Annotated in this window: 17 protein-coding genes, 2 rRNA genes and 1 riboswitch; all 19 genes read left to right on the top strand. The window is 39.1% G+C overall.

Annotation, left to right across the window (positions count from 1 at the left end):
- Positions 1–101 precede the first annotated feature (101 nt).
- The 19 genes from NSQ95_RS16195 (at position 102) to purB (ending at position 23107) form a co-directional block, all read left to right on the top strand.
- Positions 102–3030 (top strand): 23S ribosomal RNA (locus NSQ95_RS16195).
- 88 nt (positions 3031–3118) lie between these two features.
- Positions 3119–3234, top strand: a 5S ribosomal RNA gene (rrf, locus tag NSQ95_RS16190).
- A 684-nt stretch (positions 3235–3918) separates the two neighbouring features.
- Positions 3919–6801: a hypothetical protein gene (locus tag NSQ95_RS16185; protein WP_340882046.1), complete on the top strand. Its 2883-nt coding sequence runs from the start codon at positions 3919–3921 to the stop codon at positions 6799–6801.
- A gap of 72 nt (positions 6802–6873) precedes the next feature.
- Entirely contained in the window at positions 6874–7587 is a 714-nt protein-coding gene (locus tag NSQ95_RS16180) for an alpha/beta hydrolase-fold protein (protein ID WP_340882048.1), read from the top strand.
- Between the two features lie 71 nt (positions 7588–7658).
- Positions 7659–8618, top strand: a complete 960-nt coding sequence (locus NSQ95_RS16175) for an ROK family glucokinase (protein ID WP_340882049.1) — start codon at positions 7659–7661, stop codon at positions 8616–8618.
- Between the two features lie 14 nt (positions 8619–8632).
- A complete protein-coding gene (locus NSQ95_RS16170; protein ID WP_340882052.1) occupies positions 8633–9847 on the top strand; it encodes an alpha amylase family protein in 1215 nt (404 codons plus the stop codon).
- A gap of 12 nt (positions 9848–9859) precedes the next feature.
- A complete protein-coding gene (locus NSQ95_RS16165; RefSeq protein WP_340882054.1) occupies positions 9860–11380 on the top strand; it encodes a DUF4127 family protein in 1521 nt (506 codons plus the stop codon).
- Positions 11377–12939, top strand: a complete 1563-nt coding sequence (locus tag NSQ95_RS16160; protein ID WP_340882056.1) for an FAD-dependent oxidoreductase — start codon at positions 11377–11379, stop codon at positions 12937–12939. Before NSQ95_RS16165 ends, NSQ95_RS16160 begins: the two co-directional genes overlap by 4 nt.
- 157 nt (positions 12940–13096) lie before the next feature.
- Positions 13097–14401 (top strand): sugar ABC transporter substrate-binding protein, encoded by a 1305-nt coding sequence (locus NSQ95_RS16155; RefSeq protein WP_340882057.1) that lies wholly within the window; start codon positions 13097–13099, stop codon positions 14399–14401.
- A 55-nt stretch (positions 14402–14456) separates the two neighbouring features.
- Entirely contained in the window at positions 14457–15314 is an 858-nt protein-coding gene (locus NSQ95_RS16150; protein ID WP_340882058.1) for a sugar ABC transporter permease, read from the top strand.
- Between the two features lie 14 nt (positions 15315–15328).
- Entirely contained in the window at positions 15329–16246 is a 918-nt protein-coding gene (locus NSQ95_RS16145) for a carbohydrate ABC transporter permease (RefSeq protein ID WP_340882060.1), read from the top strand.
- A gap of 26 nt (positions 16247–16272) precedes the next feature.
- Entirely contained in the window at positions 16273–16911 is a 639-nt protein-coding gene (locus NSQ95_RS16140; protein WP_340882062.1) for a DUF624 domain-containing protein, read from the top strand.
- A 76-nt stretch (positions 16912–16987) separates the two neighbouring features.
- Positions 16988–17683, top strand: coding sequence for an N-acetylmannosamine-6-phosphate 2-epimerase (locus tag NSQ95_RS16135; RefSeq protein ID WP_340882064.1), 696 nt, complete (start codon positions 16988–16990; stop codon positions 17681–17683).
- Positions 17684–17875: 192 nt separating this feature from the next.
- Positions 17876–18706, top strand: a complete 831-nt coding sequence (locus NSQ95_RS16130) for a MurR/RpiR family transcriptional regulator (RefSeq protein WP_240949767.1) — start codon at positions 17876–17878, stop codon at positions 18704–18706.
- A gap of 412 nt (positions 18707–19118) precedes the next feature.
- Complete coding sequence (locus tag NSQ95_RS16125; protein WP_340882067.1) at positions 19119–19664, top strand: DUF5698 domain-containing protein; 546 nt, start codon at positions 19119–19121, stop codon at positions 19662–19664.
- Complete coding sequence (locus tag NSQ95_RS16120; RefSeq protein ID WP_340882069.1) at positions 19661–19849, top strand: NETI motif-containing protein; 189 nt, start codon at positions 19661–19663, stop codon at positions 19847–19849. The genes NSQ95_RS16125 and NSQ95_RS16120 overlap by 4 nt, the downstream gene beginning before the upstream one ends.
- A gap of 99 nt (positions 19850–19948) precedes the next feature.
- Positions 19949–20049, top strand: a riboswitch (purine riboswitch).
- Between the two features lie 140 nt (positions 20050–20189).
- On the top strand, positions 20190–20678 hold the full coding sequence (gene purE / locus NSQ95_RS16115) for a 5-(carboxyamino)imidazole ribonucleotide mutase (protein ID WP_340882071.1): 489 nt from the start codon (positions 20190–20192) through the stop codon (positions 20676–20678).
- Positions 20675–21793 (top strand): 5-(carboxyamino)imidazole ribonucleotide synthase, encoded by a 1119-nt coding sequence (purK, locus tag NSQ95_RS16110; protein ID WP_251556583.1) that lies wholly within the window; start codon positions 20675–20677, stop codon positions 21791–21793. Before purE ends, purK begins: the two co-directional genes overlap by 4 nt.
- Before the next feature lie 15 nt (positions 21794–21808).
- The gene (gene purB, locus NSQ95_RS16105) at positions 21809–23107 is read left to right on the top strand and encodes an adenylosuccinate lyase (protein ID WP_251556581.1); all 1299 of its coding nucleotides are present in this window, start codon (positions 21809–21811) and stop codon (positions 23105–23107) included.
- Positions 23108–23134: the final 27 nt, after the last annotated feature.

Below are 23134 nucleotides of genomic sequence, written 5' to 3'. Positions count from 1 at the left end.
CTTTGAAAACTGGATAAAACGACATCAAAAAAAGAAACAAACGCAAGATATTCAAATTGTGATCACTTACGTGATTGCAAGTGTAGTACTTTTAACTTTTAGGTTAAGTTAATAAGGGCGCACGGTGGATGCCTTGGCACTAGGAGTCGATGAAGGACGGCACTAACACCGATATGCTTCGGGGAGCTGTAAGTGAGCTTCGATCCGAAGATTTCCGAATGGGGAAACCCACTGCCCGTAATGGGGCAGTACATTTGCGTGAATACATAGCGCATCTGAGACACACCCAGGGAACTGAAACATCTAAGTACCTGGAGGAAGAGAAAGAAAATTCGATTCCCTGAGTAGCGGCGAGCGAAACGGGAAGAGCCCAAACCAAGAGGCTTGCCTCTTGGGGTTGTAGGACACTCTATACGGAGTTACAAAAGAATGAGCTAGACGAAGCGACCTGGAAAGGTCCGCAGGATAGGGTAAAAGCCCCGTAGTCAAAAGTTCATTCCCTCCAGAGTGTATCCTGAGTACGGCGGAACACGTGAAATTCCGTCGGAATCCGGGAGGACCATCTCCCAAGGCTAAATACTACCTAGTGACCGATAGTGAACCAGTACCGTGAGGGAAAGGTGAAAAGCACCCCGGAAGGGGAGTGAAATAGACCCTGAAACCGTGTGCCTACAAATAGTCAAAGCCCGTTAACGGGTGATGGCGTGCCTTTTGTAGAATGAACCGGCGAGTTACGATTACATGCGAGGTTAAGTTGAGAAGACGGAGCCGCAGCGAAAGCGAGTCTGAATAGGGCGAATGAGTATGTGGTCGTAGACCCGAAACCAGGTGATCTACCCATGTCCAGGATGAAGGTGAGGTAACACTTACTGGAGGTCCGAACCCACGCACGTTGAAAAGTGCGGGGATGAGGTGTGGGTAGCGGAGAAATTCCAATCGAACCTGGAGATAGCTGGTTCTCTCCGAAATAGCTTTAGGGCTAGCCTCAAACGTTAGAATCTTGGAGGTAGAGCACTGTTTGGACTAGGGGCCCATCCCGGGTTACCGAATTCAGACAAACTCCGAATGCCAATGATTTATGTTTGGGAGTCAGACTGCGAGTGATAAGATCCGTAGTCAAGAGGGAAACAGCCCAGACCACCAGCTAAGGTCCCAAAGTATTTGTTAAGTGGAAAAGGATGTGGCGTTGCTTAGACAACCAGGATGTTGGCTTAGAAGCAGCCATCATTTAAAGAGTGCGTAATAGCTCACTGGTCGAGTGACGCTGCGCCGAAAATGTATCGGGGCTAAACAAATCACCGAAGCTGTGGATTGATACCTTTGGTATCAGTGGTAGGAGAGCGTTCTAAGGGCGTTGAAGTCAGACCGGAAGGACTGGTGGAGCGCTTAGAAGTGAGAATGCCGGTATGAGTAGCGAAAGATGGGTGAGAATCCCATCCACCGTATGACTAAGGTTTCCTGAGGAAGGCTCGTCCGCTCAGGGTTAGTCGGGACCTAAGTCGAGGCCGATAGGCGTAGACGATGGACAACAGGTTGATATTCCTGTACCACCACCCCACCGTTTGAGTGATGGGGGGACGCAGTAGGATAGGGTAAGCGTGCTGTTGGTTATGCACGTCCAAGCAGTGAGGTGTGAGTGTAGGCAAATCCGCACTCTGTAACATTGAGCTGTGATGGCAAGGACGTATGTCCGGAGTTCCTGATTTCACACTGCCAAGAAAAGCCTCTAACGAGGTGGGAGGTGCCCGTACCGCAAACCGACACAGGTAGTCGAGGAGAGAATCCTAAGGTGAGCGAGAGAACTCTCGTTAAGGAACTCGGCAAAATGACCCCGTAACTTCGGGAGAAGGGGTGCTCTTTTGGGTGAATAGCCTAGAAGAGCCGCAGTGAATAGGCCCAGGCGACTGTTTAGCAAAAACACAGGTCTCTGCAAAACCGTAAGGTGAAGTATAGGGGCTGACGCCTGCCCGGTGCTGGAAGGTTAAGAGGAGTGCTTAGCGCAAGCGAAGGTGCGAATTGAAGCCCCAGTAAACGGCGGCCGTAACTATAACGGTCCTAAGGTAGCGAAATTCCTTGTCGGGTAAGTTCCGACCCGCACGAAAGGCGTAACGATCTGGGCACTGTCTCAACGAGAGACTCGGTGAAATTATAGTACCTGTGAAGATGCAGGTTACCCGCGACAGGACGGAAAGACCCCGTGGAGCTTTACTGTAGCTTGATATTGAATTTTGGTGCAACTTGTACAGGATAGGTAGGAGCCTTAGAGCCCGGAGCGCCAGCTTCGGAGGAGGCGTCGGTGGGATACTACCCTGGTTGTATTGAAATTCTAACCCATACCCGTAACCCGGGTAGGAGACAGTGTCAGGCGGGCAGTTTGACTGGGGCGGTCGCCTCCTAAAGTGTAACGGAGGCGCCCAAAGGTTCCCTCAGAATGGTTGGAAATCATTCGAAGAGTGTAAAGGCAGAAGGGAGCTTGACTGCGAGACCTACAAGTCGAGCAGGGTCGAAAGACGGGCTTAGTGATCCGGTGGTTCCGCATGGAAGGGCCATCGCTCAACGGATAAAAGCTACCCCGGGGATAACAGGCTTATCTCCCCCAAGAGTCCACATCGACGGGGAGGTTTGGCACCTCGATGTCGGCTCATCGCATCCTGGGGCTGTAGTCGGTCCCAAGGGTTGGGCTGTTCGCCCATTAAAGCGGTACGCGAGCTGGGTTCAGAACGTCGTGAGACAGTTCGGTCCCTATCCGTCGTGGGCGTAGGAAATTTGAGAGGAGCTGTCCTTAGTACGAGAGGACCGGGATGGACACACCGCTGGTGTACCAGTTGTTCTGCCAAGGGCATCGCTGGGTAGCTATGTGTGGACGGGATAAGTGCTGAAAGCATCTAAGCACGAAGCCCCCCTCAAGATGAGATTTCCCATTACGCAAGTAAGTAAGATCCCTCAAAGACGATGAGGTAGATAGGTTCGGGGTGGAAGCGTGGCGACACGTGCAGCTGACGAATACTAATCGATCGAGGACTTAACCAAATGGTTTGTTTCTAATATGATGTCTTTTATCCAGTTTTGAGTGAACAACTCAGTAGGGTTTCAATACATGTATTGAAAGCCGAAAAGGTCTAGTGATGATGGCGAAGAGGTCACACCCGTTCCCATACCGAACACGGAAGTTAAGCTCTTCAGCGCCGATGGTAGTTGGGGGTCTCCCCCTGCAAGAGTAGGACGTCGCTGGGCACCAAAGAAAGTCGTTACCGAGTAATCGGTGGCGGCTTTTTTGTATTGATTTTATACGGGAAAAAGCCGAAGGCGACTCTCTTCCTAAGCAGGTGAGCGAGAAAGCGGAGGGGCAAAGAGTTCGAGGAAGCAAGGAAGAGAGAAATCTGTAGCCAATCTGGTTTTGTGAACTCGGAGGGTAATTGTAGGATCACCCCTGCAAGAGTAGGACGTCGCTGGGCACTAAAGGAAGTCGTCACCGAGAATCGGTGGCGTTTTTTTGTTTAGTGTACATCTTTAATGTCGAAAGATATTTTAAGTGTTCGCGCTTAATTTACATTTCCCGGGAAATAGAAACTAGATGTGACAAAGCAAATATAAAAAATAAGAATTACCTAGTATATTTTAACGGAAAAGAGCAGAATATTCATTTGAATTTAAAATTAATGTCTTAATAAATATTATTATGCTGCTAAGGTAAAAGAAATTAAAAAAAGAATAATTATATATAATAATTAGAAATTTCTAATTATTATATTGACTACAAAACAAGGGTGGTGTATTTTAATTATGAAGGATTATTCCAGTATTTATAATTATTTAGGAAATATTATTCTCCATAAACACCTATATAAATTACATCCAGGCAAAAAACTATAAGATTAACTAGCTATATTAATAAATTTAAAGGAGATGAAAATTTGTATGAAGTATTACCGGCGACAAGTAAGTTTTCTAGTTTCTTTGTTACTTATTATTGGTTTACTACCTATTTCGGTAGCAGCAGAAGTTTTAGAAAATGATTTTATTGAGGTAGAAGCTGCACCAGTAGATCCAACAATTAGTGTAGAAGGTCCAAGGCATGAGATTGATTTTGTTGATGAGAGTATAGAAGGTAAATCTGACTTTATTGCTATTTTTACTGAAGAGTATGCTCGAGAAATACTTGTGAAAAAGTTTTGGGTTGCAGTCCAGGTAGACCAAAACAACCGAGTGGTAAGGGTTGTAAGTCAATCCAATAATGGAGCAGTACCTATCTGGGAAGATGAACAATTACTTTCAGTTCCCAAGGGCGGATATATTCTATTAGCACATGATGACTCTTGGGGAAACAAGGATTTCAGAAAATTTTTGGCTACAAACTTTAAAACTGCTGACGTAATTAAATTAAGAAAGAATGGTGAAGTTGTTCCAATTTCAGAATTCATGACAGGAGAAGGGTTACTTGCTGGGATTCAATTAAATAATGAGTTAATGTATACGGTCACAGAACCTCACACGCAAATATCGGGAACCATTAAGAACTTTGAAAGTGGTGAAAGGTACCGGCTATTAGCGAATGGACAAGAAATAAACTTAGCAGCAGACGGTACGTTTAATTTCACACAATCAGTTAGTAATGGCACCAATTATATAGACTTAGAAATTTATAAAAATGATCGCTTGCATGAAACTCAATCGCTGATTGTTTACTTTAAGGATACGAAGTCAGCAAACAAGCAGGTTTTCTTATGGGTTGAACAAGGTCCAAACGCACGTCATTTTCAATCATCAGAGGATGTTTATAATATGCTCGTAAAAGCAAAGGATGCTGGTGTCACGGCAATTGCGTTGGACGTTAAAGGAGTAGAGGGATTTGCAGCTTATAAGGAAAGTGACTTAACTGGGAGGCCATATATTAGTGAAATGACCTCGCCTGCAAGAGCTGGATCAAATCCTAATCTTGATTTATTGATGGAATTTATTACTCATGCCCGTACGCTTGGTTTGGAAGTACATGCAGCGATAAACGTATTTGCAGAAGGGTCTATTGCTCATGGTGAGTACGCGGTGCTTAACAATCATTTGGATTGGGAAGAGGAAGTCTATCGCTATGAGGATGGCGGAGAAATTTTACGATTACGAGATAGTAAATATGGGAAAGGCGGTGCACTAGTTGCATTTGTCAATCCAGCAAACTTAGAAGCTCGTAAATATCAATTAGATACATTTGAAGAGATTATTAAGAACTATGATGTGGATGGAGTGCTTTTAGATCGCGGTAGATATGATAACTACTTTGCGGATTTTAGTGAGGAATCCAGGGTACAATTTGAAGCATATTTGAGTAAAAAGGGGAAAAAACTAACGAATTGGCCGGCGGATATATTCACTTATAACGGTAGCAATCGTATGGATGGGCCACTAATTGATGAATGGTTTACGTATAGATCTAGTGTGATTAAAAGCTTTACAAGTGAAGTAAGGGACTTAGTAGATTCATATAATGTAGCAGAAAATAGAGATGTATTGCTATCTGCTTATGTTGGTTCCTGGTACGAATCTTATTATTTAAACGGAGTGAACTGGGCAAGCCCGACATTCCAATATGATGAAAGACTGAACTATCCACAGGAAAGCCTTTATACAGAGGAATATGCAAAAACAGGTTATACGGAAGACTTAGACTTCCTAATGATCGGCACATATCAAACGACGGCAAATGAAGTGAAAAAGTATATTACGCAAGGAAATATTTTGACTGATGGGAAGCTGCCACTATATGCAGGAATGGCATTGGAGAATGTTCAAGAACCATCTGTTCAAAGAGAAGTATTTCAAGCTGGATTGGCAAATACGGATGGTCTTATGCTTTTCGACTATTCGCAAGCAAACTTTCCTGTTATTAAAGCCTCCATTAATAACGAGGAATATATTAAAGATTACCAGTTGGGAATAAGTAATCCAAAAGAAAACTCTAATTTTATAGAAGGCGATTTCCTCAACATTAACCGAAATGATGGGAATATCAATGTTTACTCAGAAGCTTTTGGACCATCAACTGCAACAAATAAATGGGGGGTTGAAGCGGTAGTCGACGGATCAGGACAGGTTGTCAAAATGGTTAATAAACGACAGGCGATGGAATGGAGTTGGGGCTCACAAGAGGATAATAATAGCCTAATTCCAGAAGGCGGCTTTGTTGTTTCTGCACAAGATCCATCTGGTTCTCGTGAAAAAAGACAAACAGTAGCATTCGCATATGATATTGGTGACGAAGTAAGAGCAGCATTATTAAGTGGATTTTTAGATTATGAAGGAAAAACGTTTAATAACCATAATCTTGAACTCGAAGGAAGTGTTCAAGTAGTTGGTCCAGGTGAAGCAAAAGTAGAGATAAACGGGGCAGAGGCTATTTTAAAAGAAGATGGTAGTTTCACCACTAATGTCGAGCTACAGCCAGGAACAAACAAAATTGAAGTAGTTGTTCATGTAGATGGATATAAAACTCACTTTAAAGTAGTGGAAGTTAATGCAGGAAAACTAACGATTGAAGAATTGAAGGAAGCGGTAGAAAGAACGGATATAAATCCAAATGGGATTAAAAATGCGATTCTTACACAAATCGATAATGCTATGAGAGACTATAAAAAAGCGGCTGAATATAAGGATAAAGGAGAAGAAGAACTAGCAGCTAAGCATCAAGAAAATGGAGATAAAAAGCTTGAAGCAACGATGAAAATGATTGAGCAGCATGCAGGCAAGCATATCAGTGAAGAAGATGCTACAGAGCTTATACGCATGATTGGATTAATTTTACCTAAATAACAAATGTTTTTCATTGTTTGGGGTGTTAGGGAAACTTTAGCGACACCCCAGACTTATGTTGGAGGTATACATATGCACATGGATAAAGAAGTATTGAGGAGCAATTATTGTAATAGAGACTACGAATACCATCTATTAGGTTCTGTAAATGAAGCGAATGGAAAAGTAAACCTTCTCTATGTACAAGATGGCGGAGATTATTTGGAGTTAGGTGAAATTGAGAAGGTCTACAATAGCTTGATAAGAATGTATAAAGAACAAGGTGAAAATCTAATTTGTGTACTGGTATCACCTGGGGATTCGATTGAAAGATGGCATTCCTATGATAGAAGAGGAGCCAATTTTAATAATTATATCTCCTTTTTCAATGAGGAACTTGTACCGTTCGTAGAAGAGAAATTAAATCTGCAGGTAGGCAAAAGAGGACTTCTAGGAGATTCTTTGGGTGCGAATATTAGCTTAAATATTGCTATGCAAAAGCCAGAGAATTGGTCGCATCTATTGTTACAGTCGTCAGCGATATCTCCTAGGGAATTAAGTGATTTAGAAGGTTTCAGTACATTACCCTGGCATGTTTATCAAACGGTCGGCATTTATGAGGATGAGTTTATCTCCCCTATTTCTAATGAAAAGCTATATATCTATTCCCATAATCAGAAAATGTACCAAATCTTTAAGGAAAAAAATACAGATATAGAATACAAAGTGCAAGAGGAAAACCATTTATGGGATTTCTGGCGAAGAGACTTACCGACGGCTCTTCAATACTTTTTGAATAATGGATAATTTCTATCATTATTTTATTAGAGTTAAGACGCATTATCTTTCATTACATAAAAGTGTTGGGAGAGATTGGAATGGAATATAGTATCGGAATAGATATCGGGGGTACTAAGATTGCCACAGGAATCGTAGGACGTGAAGGCAATGTACTGTCTAAAAGAATTTACCCAACCCCTAGTTCTACAAATAAGGAAATAGTAGAACTTTTAACAGAAACAGTGGATGATTATTTAAGGATTGCAACTGAAAAAGGTATGGAACTAGTAAGTGTGGGAATAGGTTCTGCCGGTCAAATAGATTATAAAAGGGGGAAAATACTCTCAGGTACGGTAAATATCAAGGACTGGAACAATATTGATATTAGAAAATCTCTATCTCTTATAACTAACCTTCCAATATATCTTGATAATGATGCAAATACATTTGCTATAGCGGAACATCAGCTTGGAAGCGGTAAAGGTGTGGATGACGTAGTATGCCTAACCCTAGGAACCGGGATCGGTGGCGGAATTATATCTGGTGGGAATGTCATTCGTGGTAAATGGGGAGGTGCAGCGGAATTGGGTCATATGTCTGTGAACTTTAATGGACCAGATTGTAATTGTGGTTCTAAAGGATGTATAGAGACATATGCCTCGGGCACGGGCATCGCCAATAGAATGAAGGAAAAGTTATGTCTCTCTAATCGTGCAGAATTTACTTATTATAAAGAGAATCCTCATCTACTCACGAGCAAAGAGGTATTCGTCTGGAGAGAACAGGGCTCAATTGAAGCAATAGAGATAATCGATCAAACCATAAAAGCATTAACTTTTGGAGTAGTGAATATTATACATACTTTCAATCCATCTATGATTGTTTTTGGAGGTGGGCTAGCTGAGGCGAACAGTTGGCTGATTTCAGAAGTAAAAAAGAGTTTGGAGACAATAGGGATGTCTTCATTAGTAAAGGATGTAGAGTTAAAGATCTCCAAACTGGGTCAAGATGCAGGGCTTATTGGAGCAGCTTATCAAGTATGGATGGATAAAAACTAAAAGGAGGAATTTATATGAATGATGTTTTTAATGAAAACGCGAATATTTTGTGGGTCGATTTTTTAGCAAATGGGGAACGTCTAGCTAACGAAGAGGAACAAGTAAAATTGATCAAACAAGCAGTAGAGTCTGGAATTACACATATGATTATTGATGCCAAGGTGCCTTTTGGTCAAACTACTTATCCAAGCAACTATGCTCACCATATTAGCAGCTGGTCGGATGGCTCATTTAGTGCTTGGGAGAATCGTGATTTTTTAAAAGAGTTTTTAAGTAAGATGAAAGGCATCAAGCACATTAAAGTTTTAGCGAACGTGGACGTCTTTTCGGAAGGTATAACTTCTTCCCGTGATGGAATGGCATACGATAAGCCGGAGTGGCAAATTACATTTTATAACGACGCCGTTTCTAATGAGTCAAATGCAGCTGAATACTCGGATGCGGCTACCATTTTTGTAAATCCAATTCATCCCGAGGTAGTGGAATACGAACTTAATATTATAAAAGAAATCTGTGCCTATAATTTAGATGGAATTGTCGTAGATCGCTGTCGTTATCCTAATATCTATGGAGATTTTAGTGAACGAAGCAGAAGTGGCTTTGAATCCTATATAGATAAAAAAGTCACCAATTGGCCAGAGGATATTTTTACTATCGACAAGGTAACAAAAGAAATTAATCGAGGAACGCTTTTCCCAAAATGGACAGAGTGGCGAGCGTTAAACATCAAGAATTTTGTAAGCAAGGCAAGGGAATTGGTAAAGTCAGCAAATCCAAATCTTATATTTTCTGATTACGTTGGCTCCTGGTACCCACTATATTATAGCGAAGGAGTCAATTGGGGGAGTGAAACATATCATCCAGACCTTGAATGGACATCCAAAACCCATAATGTCTCTGGGCTTGCAGAACAATTGGACTTCATTATGACGGGCTGTTATTACCCAGAAGTATATGTTGAAGAAGCCGAACAAAATGGACGTCCTGCCGAGTGGTACAGTGTTGAAGGTGCAATTGATAAAAGTCTGGAAGTCATTAACGGTAGTATCCCTGTTGTAGGAAGTCTATTTCTGAAAGACTATACAAACAATCCAGATCAATTTAGAAAAGCGATTAGAATGTGTAAGGAAAAATCAGCTGGCGTCATGATCTTTGATACGGTGTATTTAGAGGAATATAACTGGTGGGATATCCTTGCTGAGGAACTGAATATATCTAAGGAAAGCTAAAGAGGGATGCATATGAGAAAGCTAGCTTTAATACCAGTAGATGCAAGACCAGTAACCTACGACTTACCGAAGGATCTTGCTCAACTAGCAGATTGGGAAGTAATTACACCCCCAAAATCAGAGCTTGGTTTTTTAAAGGAAGCAGCTAACTTTTCCGCTTTGTTTCAGTGGATTGAAGATATTTCGGAAAGTGTAGACGGTTTCGTAATTTCCATTGATATGCTTCTTTACGGTGGCTTGGTTCCTTCTAGAATTAATAACGAAAGTGAATCGATCATCCGGCAAAGATTGGATTGGTTAGTAAAGATAAAACAGCTATATCCAACTGTCCAGTTAATGGCATTTAGCTCGACGATGCGAATCTCCAATAATTACGTCAATCAAGAGGAAAAGGATTACTGGAATGTGTATGGAAAAGAACTATGGGCTTATTCATATCATTACCACCTATTTCAAAAGTATCAATTGAATGCGGACCGGGACATTATGAATGATTTAACAAGTAAAATTCCAGATCATCTTCTTGCAGACTATATAACGAGTAGGGAACGAAACTTTAAGGTAAATCTAACCTTAATAGATTATGTGGAAAAAGGGATTATCGATTTGTTGATATTTCCTCAGGATGACACGAGTGAATACGGTTTGAATATTATGGAACAGGAGCAATTAAAGGAAAAGATTTTTCAAAAGGGTCTGTATGAAAAAATATTTATTTACCCAGGAGCAGATGAAGTTGCAAGTGTACTTACCTCTAGAATGATCTATGAATTAGAGAAAGAAGCATTCCCAACATTCTATCCGATATACAGTGGTATGAAGGGTGCGTTATCTATAGCAATGTATGAAGACCGACCTCTTTTTGAGTCTGTAAAAGGACAAATTTATGCTTTTGGTAGCCATACAGTTGAACACCCTGAGGAAGCAGATATTGTAATTGGAGTAAATGTGCCGGGTAGGAAACAAGGTGATTTGGCCTTACAAGTAAATTTAAATGAAGTAGATACAAATGACAGAAATATAGGCGAGTGGATAAGAAAACTCCGCTATTATTTTATGCGTGATAAATTAGTTGCAATTGCGGACGTTGCTTATGCAAATGGGGCAGATCGGACGATGATTCCTCAGTTGTTATCAGTCTTTTCAATTGAAGAACTTTCTGGATTTGCCGCATGGAATACAGCAGGCAACACGATTGGTACCACTATAGCGCAAGCTGCTTTAGTTTATTTAGCTGCTAAACAAGGAAGAGTGACCAGCCAAGTAAAAGATAAGCAAATTTTAATCCGATTACTCGATGATTACATATATCAAACAATTGTCAGACAGGAAGTTAGAAAAACAGTAGATGAAGAACAAGTTCAAAACGACGTGCTATTGGAAAAGGTAAGGGAATTATTTAAAGAATCATCGACTACATTTATCGAACAAACCAATATGAAATACGAGGTAGATTCTATTTATCTTCCTTGGGATCGATCATTTGAGATTGGTATAGAGGTAAAGTCGTATGAACAGGAGGGTTTCTCTTGAAAAAAGATATAGCAATCATAGGCGGAGGTATTGGAGGCTGTATGGCAGCACTGTCAGCAGTCAAGCTAGGAAAGAAAGTGGTCATGACAGAGGAAACGAAGTGGATTGGTGGCCAGCTAACAAGTCAAGCAGTACCACCCGATGAGCATCCATGGATAGAAGAGTTTGGCTGCACAGAGACATATAGGAAGTTTAGAAACGAAGTAAGAGACTATTATAAAAAGAATTATCCCTTAAACGAGAATGCAAAAAATAATAATCGTTTGAATCCTGGAAACGGCTGGGTTAGTAGAATTGCACATGAACCAAGGGTTGCTTTAAATATTTTATATGACTTTCTACAGCCTTATCTATCGAATGGACAAATCGAGCTATTGCTGGAGCATAAAATTACTAGAGTAGAAGTTAATAATGATGAAATTAAACAAGTATATGTACAAAACCTTTTAACGGAAGAGGAAATAGAAATTGAAGCACAATTTTTCCTCGATGCTACGGAACTTGGTGATGTATTACCGTTAGCTGGTGCAGAATATTCTATAGGGGCTGAGGCGAAGAGTGAAACAGCTGAGTACCACGCTTTAGATGTAGGTGACCCACAAGATATGCAATCGATAACACATGTATTTGCCTTAGAGTTTGCTGAAGGGGAGAACCATACAATCGAAAAACCGGAGCAATATGAATTTTGGAGAAACTATCAAGCCCCATTTTTAAAGCATAAACAAATAAGTGAGTATATACCAGAGGCTGATACAGGTGAATCTAAGAAACTACCATTATTCAATGACGATAGCGGCAAGCTACCATTATGGGAATATCGTAGAATCATTGACGCTAATCAATTCACAAATGAATTCTTTAAAGGTGATATTTCTCTGATTAATTGGCCACAAAATGATTATTGGTTAGGATCAATTATTGATGTAAGTCCCGAAGAAAAGGCTACTCATTTAAAAGGAGCGAAACAGTTAAGCCTTTCATTGTTATATTGGCTACAAACGGAAGCGCCAAGAGCTGATGGAGGCATGGGTTATCCAGAGCTGAAGCTAAGACCTGATATTACAGGAACGCATGATGGTTTTGCAATGCATCCATACATCCGTGAGTCTCGTAGGATTAAAGGTTTACAAACAGTCGTAGAAGAAGATATAAATGCAGATCTACGAGGGGAAGCAGGGATTAAAACGTTAGAAAATTCAGTTGGAATAGGCGCCTATCGAATAGATTTACACCCAACAACGAAAAGTAATCGATTATTTTATGCAAAAAGCTATCCATTTGAAATCCCATTGGGCAGCCTAATACCCGTGAGAATAAAGAATTTAATCCCTGCTTGTAAAAATATTGGAACAACTCAAATTACCAATGGTTGTTTTAGAGTTCACCCTGTGGAATGGAATATAGGAGAAGCAGCTGGAACACTAGCCGCATTTTCTATTAACTCGGATATAAGTTTACATGAAATATATAATAGCCCAGATCGAATTAAGGAATATCAAAGTCTGCTAATGGATAGAGGCATCAGCCTTCACTGGCCAGAAATCACGACTATATAAATCCTACTAAGAAAAAAGTCTTAAAATTCAAAAAATTAAATTGACATGAATATTCTGGAAGGATATAGTTGGAATAGGAGGAAATATTCGCTTTTATTTACATAAAAGGAGATTTACTCCGATTTTATTCATTAAAAAATATTGAGGGGGAATTATATTGACTAGTTTCAAGATGAAAAAGAGTCTTTTATTGATGCTTGTTTTGGGAGCGATGTTGTTTTTTATGGCAGCGTGTTCGGATGATGATGCTGGAGAAGCGAAAGGGGATTCACCAGATGACGTAAAGGAATCCGGTGAGCTATCTGGGGAAGTTGAATTTATGACTATCTCATTAAGTCCTACTTTTGACGAGTACTTGAATAATTTAAAAGAAACGTTCGAAACAGAAAACCCAAAAGTAAAGGTATCTATTAGAGATGTACCTTATGAACAAGTGGAACAAATAATTTTGACATCTGCAGCAAGTGGGAATATGCCAGATGTAATGAATCTTAATACCGAATTTGTGAAGAAAATAGCAGCAAATGGAGCATTAGTTAATATGGATGAGGCTGCAGCAGACGTCAAGGATACTTTCTTTGAAGGACTATGGGAAACGGGTGGTGTAAACGGTTCTGTTTATGCATTACCTTGGTATACCACTACTAGTGGAATGATTTACAATCCAGATATTCTAAAAGAAGCAGGCTTTGACGAACCACCTTCAACATTTGAAGAGGCATGGGAAATGTCTAAAGTTATTAAGGAAAAAACAGGAGCTTATGGAGAAGTAATTGCACCGGATATGCATTTATTGTTTCCAAAGAATGGTATTAATATTTTGAATGAAGATTATACAGCAGCGGCCTTTAATACACCGGAAGCTGTAGAACTATGGACATCTTATAAAAAGTATCATGACGAAGGATTATTTCCTTTAGATATTATGTTAAAGCAAGTGTCAATGCCTGAACTATATGCACAGGAAAAAGTTGCTTGGTGGTCGACAGGTCCTCAGCTTTTCCGTCAAGTAAACGATCTTTCTCCAGAAGTGTATGAAAAATCCATGGCAGCTCCTGCATTAAAAGGTGATGCTGGAAAGCAACATGCTAACCCAATGAATATTGCCGTGTCGGCATCTAGTAAATCGAAAGAAGCAGCTGTTGCATTTGCTAAGTTTGTAACAAATGCAGAGAACCAATTGGAATTTGGTAAACTTGCATCTGTATTACCTCCAGTTGAAGAGGCAGTTAATGATGAATTTTTTGCACAAGGAGCAGATTCAAAGGATGCAACTGAGAGAGGAAAGTATTATGCAGCACAATCACTTGCAGATGCAGTAAATATGACTCCTGCAACTGAGCATGTGTCTAAAGTTAATGAGGCTATTCATACTGCTTTCCAACGAGTAATTTTAGAAGATAAGGATCCGGCAGAAGCGCTAAAAGAAGCTGAAGCAGAAGTAAACAATATTCTTCAATAAATTTATTGGACCTCCGATTAGAGGGGGTCCACTACTCTTCTAAGGAGGTTAACTTATGTATAAAGCAAGACATGCTTGGGGATTTTTATCTCTGCCACTTCTCCTACTGCTTCTCTTCACATTTATTCCAACTATTGCAGCATTTGTTTTGAGTTTTACAAACTATAATGTGTTTCGTCCATTGGAATTTGTAGGATTAACAAACTATATCGATGCATTTATGGATGCAACATTTAGAAAGGCAATGTTTAACACTGTTTATTACTGGTTGCTTGTTACGCCTGCATTAGTAATATTACCAATTTTCGTAGCTATCTTAGTAAATCAGAAGCTTAAGGGAGTTAAGGTTTTCAGGCTTATTTTTTATTTTCCTACATTAGTTTCTGTAGTTGTAACTGCAATTCTTTTTACTTGGATGTTTGCCGAACAGGGAATCATTAATTATTTATTTAGTCTTGTAGGAATAGATCCAGTTGGCTGGTTAACCAATACGTTTACCGCTATGCCTGCATTGGCAATAGTGACAATCTGGCAAGGATTCGGATATTACATGCTTTTTTATTTAGCAGCTCTCCAAGGGGTACCAAACGACTTGTATGAAGCAGCGGAATTAGATGGAGCTAGTTCTTGGAAAAAACACTTACATATTACGATACCTATGATTAAACCAATGATCTTTTTTGTGGCCGTTATATCAACAATGGGAGCATTTAAAGAATTTACCTTGATGTTAACCATGACAAATGGTGGTCCCTTGAGCTCAACTACTACAGCTGTATTTCTAGTATTTAAAGAAGCATTTACAAATCTTGAAATGGGATATGCGAGCGCAATTTCATTTATTTTATTTGTTTTTATTCTAATAATCACACTTATAAATCAAAAGTTGTTGGATAATAATCCGGAGAAATAACGGAGGTGAATACATTGGCACAATCGATAATCGAAGAAGATATGAATAAAACGACAAATCAAACCGGCAAAAAATCTAAGTCTGATAATCCAAGCAAAAGAATAAATAAACAAAAACTATTATTTAAATTGTTATCTTATCTACTCCTCTTAGTAATAACATGTATTACCATTGTCCCTTTCCTATTTGCGCTATCCACTTCTTTAAAAGGAACGAATGATGTCTTATTTTCTATACCACCTCAATTAATACCAAAGAATATTACTTTCGATAACTTCATTACTGTATGGAATACATTGCCTATAGCTAGATACTTAATGAATAGTGTAATCCTAACTTTTTTTGGGGTAGTACTTCCCTTAATGTTATGTTCCTTTGCAGCTTTTCCACTAGCAAGAATGACCTTCAAAGGTCGTAATTTCGTGTTTTTGCTAGTTATTGCGACAATGATGATCCCTGGAGAAGTCACAATGATTCCAACCTACCTAATCATCGATAAGTTGGGTTTAATGGGCTCTTATGCTGGTGTTATTTTACCTGGGGCAATAAGTGTTATGGGTATTTTCTTGATGAGACAAGGATTTATGGGCATTCCTAAGGAAGTGGAAGAGTCTGCTATTATTGATGGGGCAAACGTGTGGCAAGTATTCTGGAAAATCATGTTCCCTATGGTTAAACCGATGCTCGGTGTTCTTACCATCCTAAGCTTTATGGGGGCATGGAACAGTTTCCTATGGCCATTACTTATCCTAAACGATCCAAGTACTTATCCGATAACCTTAGGTCTGTATCAACTTCAAGGGGCATTTTCTGCGAACACAAGACTTGTTGCAGCTGGAGCTATGATTGCTTTAGTTCCAATTATTATCGTGTTTATAGCATTTCAACGCTATTTTATAGAGGCTGCATATTCTAGCTCAGTGAAGGGGTAAAAGATTACGAAGGAGGTAAATCTGTTTTGGATGCAATAACTTCTGGTATCTACGCTGGATTTGATTGGTTTATACGAATTGTTAAGCTCAATCTGTTATGGCTATTCTCATGCATAGCTGGAGTTTTTATATTTAGTATGTTTCCGGCTACAAGAGCAGCTTTTGTAGTAACAAATGAATGGACAAAAGGAAATACAGATATATCTGTTTGGGGGACGTTTAAAACATCCTTTAAAAAGAATTATTGGAAGTCGCAATCAATGGGCTATTTGCTAGGGTTAATCTTTTTTATCCTTATTATAGATCTTAGATTATTTCTTTCTTTTGAAAGTAATATAATTTGGAGTTCTTTAATAGTTACCTTTTCTATTTTCTTAGTCTTTTTATTAGTAATCAGTTTTTATGCTTTCCCAATGATAGTAGAATCCGAATTAAGTATGAAAGATACGCTTAAGACAGCATTCTTTACAGGGTTTTCTTATCCACACTGGACTTTCATTAACCTTTTAGGTGTATTGACGGTAACTTTTATAACTATCATCTATCCGATTTCGTTACTATTTTTGTCAGGTGGGGTAATCTTTTTATGGATAACCTGCATGAACAAAATTGTAAAGGCTAAGATTGAAACAAAATATGAAAAGTTACATGGAATTACGGAATAAATCTGTATGGTGAACGGTGTGACGGTATTGAACAAAAATAATAATCTTATAGATTAGTACAAACAGTGGTGATTAGATGAGAAAGTCGGACTTCTTTAGTAAGGTTAAAGGTAAATTGATTGTTTCTTGTCAGGCTCTAGAGGATGAACCTTTACATGGCTCAAACATAATGGCTAAGATGGCAGTAGCAGCAGAACAAGGTGGTGCCTCTGGAATAAGGGCAAATGGAAGTGAAGATATTAAGGCAATAGAGCAAGTGACAAGCTTGCCGATAATTGGTCTTGTAAAGCGAGACTACGAGGATAGTGAGGTTTATATCACACCTACTAGAAAGGAAGTAGACGAGCTACTAGATACAGGTGTGGTTATGATTGCACTAGATGCAACATCTAGAAGTCGTCCCAACGAAGAAAACCTTCCTGACCTGATTACGTATATTAAACAACATGGCAGATTAGTGCTAGCAGATATCTCTACCGTCGAGGAGGGCTTGAAGGCTTTAGAATATGGTGCAGATTGTGTCTCAACTACCCTGTCAGGGTACACATCATATACTAGAAGTAGTAACAGCGGTCCCGATATAGAATTGGTAGAGGAGCTTTCTAGGTTAACGAGTAAACCAGTAATAGCAGAGGGTAGGGTGAATAACCCAGAAGAAGTAAGTATCCTTTTAGAAAAAGGGGCACACACAGTAGTTGTTGGATCAGCCATTACAAGACCACAGCATATTACGGAAAAGTTCGTTCAAGCACTGAACATTAAAAATGCATAAATGCAGGTAGTCTTTGAAAAAGTGAAGCTAAGTACCGGCATAGACAATAATTAACGCGGACGCACAGTCTTTCGGATGTAAAGTTCCCGAAGAGGTATGGTTTAGCTAAAAACTGTATTCAAAGAAGTAATAGTATAAAATAGAAGTATATATTTTATATTAACATTTCCTAAGATAAGGACGGTAGAATACATGAAAATGCCTATAATAGAAATAATAAATAGTTACTATCCATCATTGACTAACTCAGAGCAAAAAGTAGCAACATTTGTCCAAGAAAATTTGGGTAAGGTTATTTATTATTCGGTAACAGATTTAGCCGATGAAGCAGGCGTTGGAGAAACTACTGTACTTAGATTTTGTAGGAAGATAGGATTAAAAGGGTATCAAGAATTTAAACTAACGATTGCTCAAAACTTGTCTGAGGGTGAAAGAGACAAAGATAACTCGGAAGCATCTAATTTTATCCAATCCATTAGAGGGAATACCATTAAGGCAATAGAAAATACAGCTTCTATGATTATTGAGAACGATTTAGAGGCAGCTATCGAACTATTAAATAAGGCTCGAACCATTAGTTTCTTTGGAGTTGGTACCTCTGGAATAACTGCATTAGACGCGAAAAGTAGATTGTTAAGAATCGGTAGACCTTCAGAAGCAATTACGGATTCACATTTACAAGCTATGTCTGCGGCCACGCTTACTGCAGAGGATGTAGTAGTTGGCCTTAGTATATCTGGAAGTACTAGGGATACATTGGAGGCGCTAGAGATAGCTAAAATGGCTGGAGCAAAAATCATTGCCATTACGTATTATTCACGTTCTCCTATTACTCAATTTGCAGATATTGTCTTACTAGGCGGAGCAAAAGAGTCTCCATTGGAAGGTGGATCATTAACGGCTAAAATTTCTCAGCTTTTTATCGTCGATCTTTTATGCACAGGATTAGCGTTACAATCAAAAGATAAATCACTAGAGATGAAGCAGAAAACCGCAAAGGCTGTTGTAAACAAAATCTATTAATCGTCTTAAGGCTTATGAGTTATAGTTAATGGGGGCTCCCGGGTATTAAATTTAATACTAGGGAGTTTATTTCTTTCCGTATAATCTATATAAAATATCATTCATATAACGAATGTTGTATTGAAAATTCTCCACACGTAACAATCCCATCGTTACCCTCAGAGGTGAAATTTACTCTCATTCAAATTCAAAATGTCCTTCCTTCTTAACCAATCAATAAATGCTCTGTAGTTCCCTTCTTTTTCAATTTTCTAATTGGTTTATACATTAATTGAATACCGATATATAGAATGAAATTCATTTTACATGTTTCCATACTCCATGCAGGTTCCCAGATTATATATGTTCATAAAGGGTATATATTAGAATATCTTCTACCTATGAGGAACTATTATTTAAAGGAGTTGGAAGAATGTTAGAAAATGCATGGATTATGGTGTTGACGATTTTTGTCATTAACATTGTATACGTTACGTTATCCACTACTAGGATGATTCTTACGTTAAAGGGATATCGATATATTGCTGCATTTATGAGTATTGTAGAGGTTACTGTATATGTAGTAGGACTTGGCCTAGTGTTAGATAACTTGGATGCTATTCAAAATCTTGTTGCCTATGCACTTGGTTTTGGAACAGGAATCATTGTTGGTTCTAAGCTTGAGGAAAAGATGTCTTTAGGATATATTATGGTTAATGCTATTTCTGTGGAAAGTGATGTAAACCACTTATCTAATATCCTTCGAGAAGAAGGATATGGGGTTACAGATTGGACGGTAAATGGTCTAGCTGGGCAAAGACAAGCCCTTCAAATATTAACGCCTAGGAAATACGAGAATAAGTTATATGCTCGATTAAAGGAAATTGATCCAAAAATATTTATTATTGCACATGAGCCTAAAACTATTCATGGCGGGTTCTGGGTTAAAACGATTAGGAAAGGGAAGCTCTTTAGATGAAGCAAGAAACACAATGGTTTGAAGTGCAAGAAAACGAAAGCATTGCAGCCTGTATGGAAAAGATGGCAGAGCATGGCTTTCAAGTGGTTGGTAGGCGAGAAGAGCCTTTATTTGCAGAGGTGGATGGAAAACCTGTTCCTATCAGGCAAATTATTCAATTAAAAGGTATTAAAGAAAAGAAATAATAGAAAATACATCAAAAACCGAACATTGTAGTTTTCTGAAAATTTATTGTTCGCTTTTAGGCGTTGACGTTGCTATCTAGACTTGTTAGAATATTAATAGTAATAGAACGATTTAATCCCCATATATGCTAAAGAATTGGCTTTAGCGTTTCTACCAAGTCACCGTAAATGACAGGACTATGAGGGAAAGCGACTTTTGGAAACTGCTAAAAGGGTGTGTTCTTCTATGCATATGCAAGTATCAAACACCCTTACTATGTTCCTCAAGTAAACTGCTTTTCTTCTTAAAGAAAGTAGTTTATTTGAGGAATTTTTTGTTTAAAAGGAAGGGACGAAAATAATGGACGCAAAAATTGGTGTAATTATGGGTAGTTCTAGTGATTGGGAAACGATGAAGCATAGCTGTGAAATATTAGAGGAGTTACATATTCCATATGAGAAACAGGTGGTATCTGCACATCGCACTCCTGATCTTATGTTTGAATATGCGGAACAAGCGCGAGGAAGAGGTATTCAGGTAATTATTGCTGGAGCAGGCGGAGCAGCACATCTACCAGGAATGGTGGCGGCAAAGACGACACTTCCGGTTATAGGTGTACCAGTTCAATCCAAGGCATTGAATGGATTGGATTCTTTGTTATCAATTGTTCAAATGCCTGGAGGAGTTCCAGTAGCAACGGTGGCAATAGGCAAGGCCGGTGCTACAAATGCAGGTTTACTAGCTGCACAAATTCTTTCCATTCAAAATGACGAAATTGCTATTCGGTTAGAAAATAGAAGAGAAGCAATTAAAAAAAATGTCTTAGAAAGTAATGGTGAGCTACGATGAAGACAATCTATCCGGGACAAACAATAGGGATTATTGGCGGGGGACAGCTCGGCAGAATGATGGCCCTTGCAGCTAAAGAAGCTGGATTTAAAGTGGCTGTCCTTGAACCAAAGATGGACTCTCCTTGTGGTCAGATTGCAGATATTCAAATTGTTGCACCATATAACGATGAGGCAGCTTTAGAAGAGCTTGCCGAAGTTAGTGAAGTGATAACCTATGAATTTGAAAATATAGATTATGAAGGTTTAAAGAGACTTACAGAAATTGCTTATGTTCCTCAAGGAGCGGAGCTTGTAAAAATTACACAAGACCGAATTTTGGAGAAGAGATCGATTCGAGCAGCTGGAGTGCCAGTGGCAAAATTTATAGAGGTACAAAGCTTTGAGGAGCTATCCTCCAACATAGATAATATCGGCTATCCATGCGTGGTGAAAACTACACGTGGAGGGTATGATGGAAAAGGGCAGCAGATTGTTAAAAGTAAGGAAGAGTTACAACTAGCTAAGCCTCTTTTTCAACACTCACCATGCATAGCGGAAGCATTTGTACCATTTACTAAAGAGATTTCAGTAATTGTACAAAGAAATGGAAATGGAGAAACGTATTGCTTACCAATCGGAGAAAATATTCATGTGAATCATATTTTACATGAAACTATAGTGCCAGCGAGAATTAGTAAATCTCTATCTCAAAAAGCGGTAGAGGCTGCGGAAGTAATTGCGAACCATTTGAATCTTGTAGGAACGCTTGCTGTAGAAATGTTTGTGCTTGAAGGCGACAAGATATTAATAAATGAGTTAGCTCCTAGACCTCATAATTCAGGTCACTATTCTATAGAAGCTTGTAATGTATCTCAATTCCATCAGCATATAAGAGCGGTGTGTGGCTGGCCTTTAAGACAACCGAAGCTATGGACGAACTCAGTTATGGTCAACATACTAGGACAGCATGTAATTCCTGTAACAAACTCGCTCAGTAAGTATCCAAATTGGTCGCTACACCTGTATGGCAAAAGTGAGGCTATGGAAAACAGAAAGATGGGACACGTTACGATTCTTTCGGACGATATTGAGAAAACACTAGTAGAAATCGAACAATCAAAAATTTGGTCTTAATTTGGAGGAATAAAAATGATAGAACGTTATACACGCCCTGAAATGGGAGCGATTTGGACAGAAGAAAACAAATACAATGCCTGGTTAGAGGTAGAAATTTTAGCCTGTGAGGCATGGGCAGAAATAGGTGATATTCCAAAGGAGGATGTCGCACTTCTTCGTAAAAATGCTTCCTTTTCGGTAGACCGTATTTTAGAGATTGAACAAGAGACAAGACATGATGTTGTAGCATTCACTCGTGCAGTATCTGAAACATTAGGAGAAGAGCGTAAATGGGTACATTATGGATTAACTTCTACAGACGTAGTCGATACTGCTCTTTCTTATGTGATTAAACAAGCGAACAGTATACTACGAAAAGACATTCAAAGCTTTATCGAAATCTTAGAAAATAAAGCAAAAGAACATAAATATACGGTAATGATGGGACGTACTCATGGTGTTCATGCAGAGCCGACTACATTCGGTTTAAAGCTAGCACTATGGACAGAAGAAATGAAGCGTAACCTGGAGCGCTTTGAAGCAGCAGCTAAAGTAATTGAGACAGGTAAGATGTCAGGAGCGGTTGGTACGTATGCAAATATCGATCCATTTGTAGAGCAGTACGTATGTGAAAAGCTCGGATTAGCAGCTTCTCCAATCTCTACTCAAACCTTACAGCGTGATCGTCATGCTCAATATTTAAGTGTAATAGCGCTAGTAGCTACTTCTATCGAAAAATTTGCTACAGAGATTCGTGGACTGCAAAAGTCAGAAACTCGTGAAGTAGAAGAGTTTTTCTCAAAAGGACAAAAGGGTTCATCAGCAATGCCACATAAACGTAATCCAATTGGATCTGAGAATATGGTTGGGATGGCAAGACTTATTCGTGGTTATATGATGACTGCCTATGAAAACGTAGCGCTATGGCATGAAAGAGATATCTCTCATTCATCTGCAGAGCGTGTAATCTTACCGGATGCAACCATTGCATTGAACTATATGTTGAATCGTTTTAGTAACATTGTGAAGAACCTTACCGTGTTCCCTGAGAACATGAAACGTAATATGGATTCCACGTTAGGTTTAATATATTCACAGCGAGTTTTACTTGCATTGATCGACAAAGGGCTGGCGCGCGAAACAGCATACGATACGGTACAGCCACTTGCTATGAAGGCATGGGAATCTCAAAAGGCATTCCGTAGCTTTGTGGATGCAGATGAAAAAATTACTTCATTATTAACTAAAGAAGAATTGGATGATTGCTTTGACTACAATTACCACATTCAGCACGTCGATATGATTTTTGACCGCTTAGGCTTAAATAAATAGAGTTAACAAAAACATCAAGACATATCT

This window comes from Psychrobacillus sp. FSL W7-1457 (genome assembly GCF_038593405.1).
Lineage (GTDB): Bacteria > Bacillota > Bacilli > Bacillales_A > Planococcaceae > Psychrobacillus.
The sequence above is the reverse complement of the archived record's forward strand: the minus strand, read 5'-3'. Positions and strand labels throughout refer to the sequence as shown.

What these genes read in the sequence shown, in the direction of transcription:
- NSQ95_RS16120 (WP_340882069.1), top strand. Translation starts at nt 19,661, where the DNA reads ATGAAGCAAGAAACACAATGGTTTGAAGTGCAAGAAAACGAAAGCATT.
- NSQ95_RS16180 (WP_340882048.1), top strand. Translation starts at nt 6,874, where the DNA reads ATGCACATGGATAAAGAAGTATTGAGGAGCAATTATTGTAATAGAGAC.
- NSQ95_RS16185 (WP_340882046.1), top strand. Translation starts at nt 3,919, where the DNA reads ATGAAGTATTACCGGCGACAAGTAAGTTTTCTAGTTTCTTTGTTACTT.
- NSQ95_RS16150 (WP_340882058.1), top strand. Translation starts at nt 14,457, where the DNA reads ATGTATAAAGCAAGACATGCTTGGGGATTTTTATCTCTGCCACTTCTC.
- NSQ95_RS16165 (WP_340882054.1), top strand. Translation starts at nt 9,860, where the DNA reads ATGAGAAAGCTAGCTTTAATACCAGTAGATGCAAGACCAGTAACCTAC.
- purK (WP_251556583.1), top strand. Translation starts at nt 20,675, where the DNA reads ATGAAGACAATCTATCCGGGACAAACAATAGGGATTATTGGCGGGGGA.
- NSQ95_RS16130 (WP_240949767.1), top strand. Translation starts at nt 17,876, where the DNA reads ATGAAAATGCCTATAATAGAAATAATAAATAGTTACTATCCATCATTG.
- NSQ95_RS16135 (WP_340882064.1), top strand. Translation starts at nt 16,988, where the DNA reads ATGAGAAAGTCGGACTTCTTTAGTAAGGTTAAAGGTAAATTGATTGTT.
- NSQ95_RS16175 (WP_340882049.1), top strand. Translation starts at nt 7,659, where the DNA reads ATGGAATATAGTATCGGAATAGATATCGGGGGTACTAAGATTGCCACA.
- NSQ95_RS16170 (WP_340882052.1), top strand. Translation starts at nt 8,633, where the DNA reads ATGAATGATGTTTTTAATGAAAACGCGAATATTTTGTGGGTCGATTTT.
- NSQ95_RS16125 (WP_340882067.1), top strand. Translation starts at nt 19,119, where the DNA reads ATGTTAGAAAATGCATGGATTATGGTGTTGACGATTTTTGTCATTAAC.
- purE (WP_340882071.1), top strand. Translation starts at nt 20,190, where the DNA reads ATGGACGCAAAAATTGGTGTAATTATGGGTAGTTCTAGTGATTGGGAA.
- purB (WP_251556581.1), top strand. Translation starts at nt 21,809, where the DNA reads ATGATAGAACGTTATACACGCCCTGAAATGGGAGCGATTTGGACAGAA.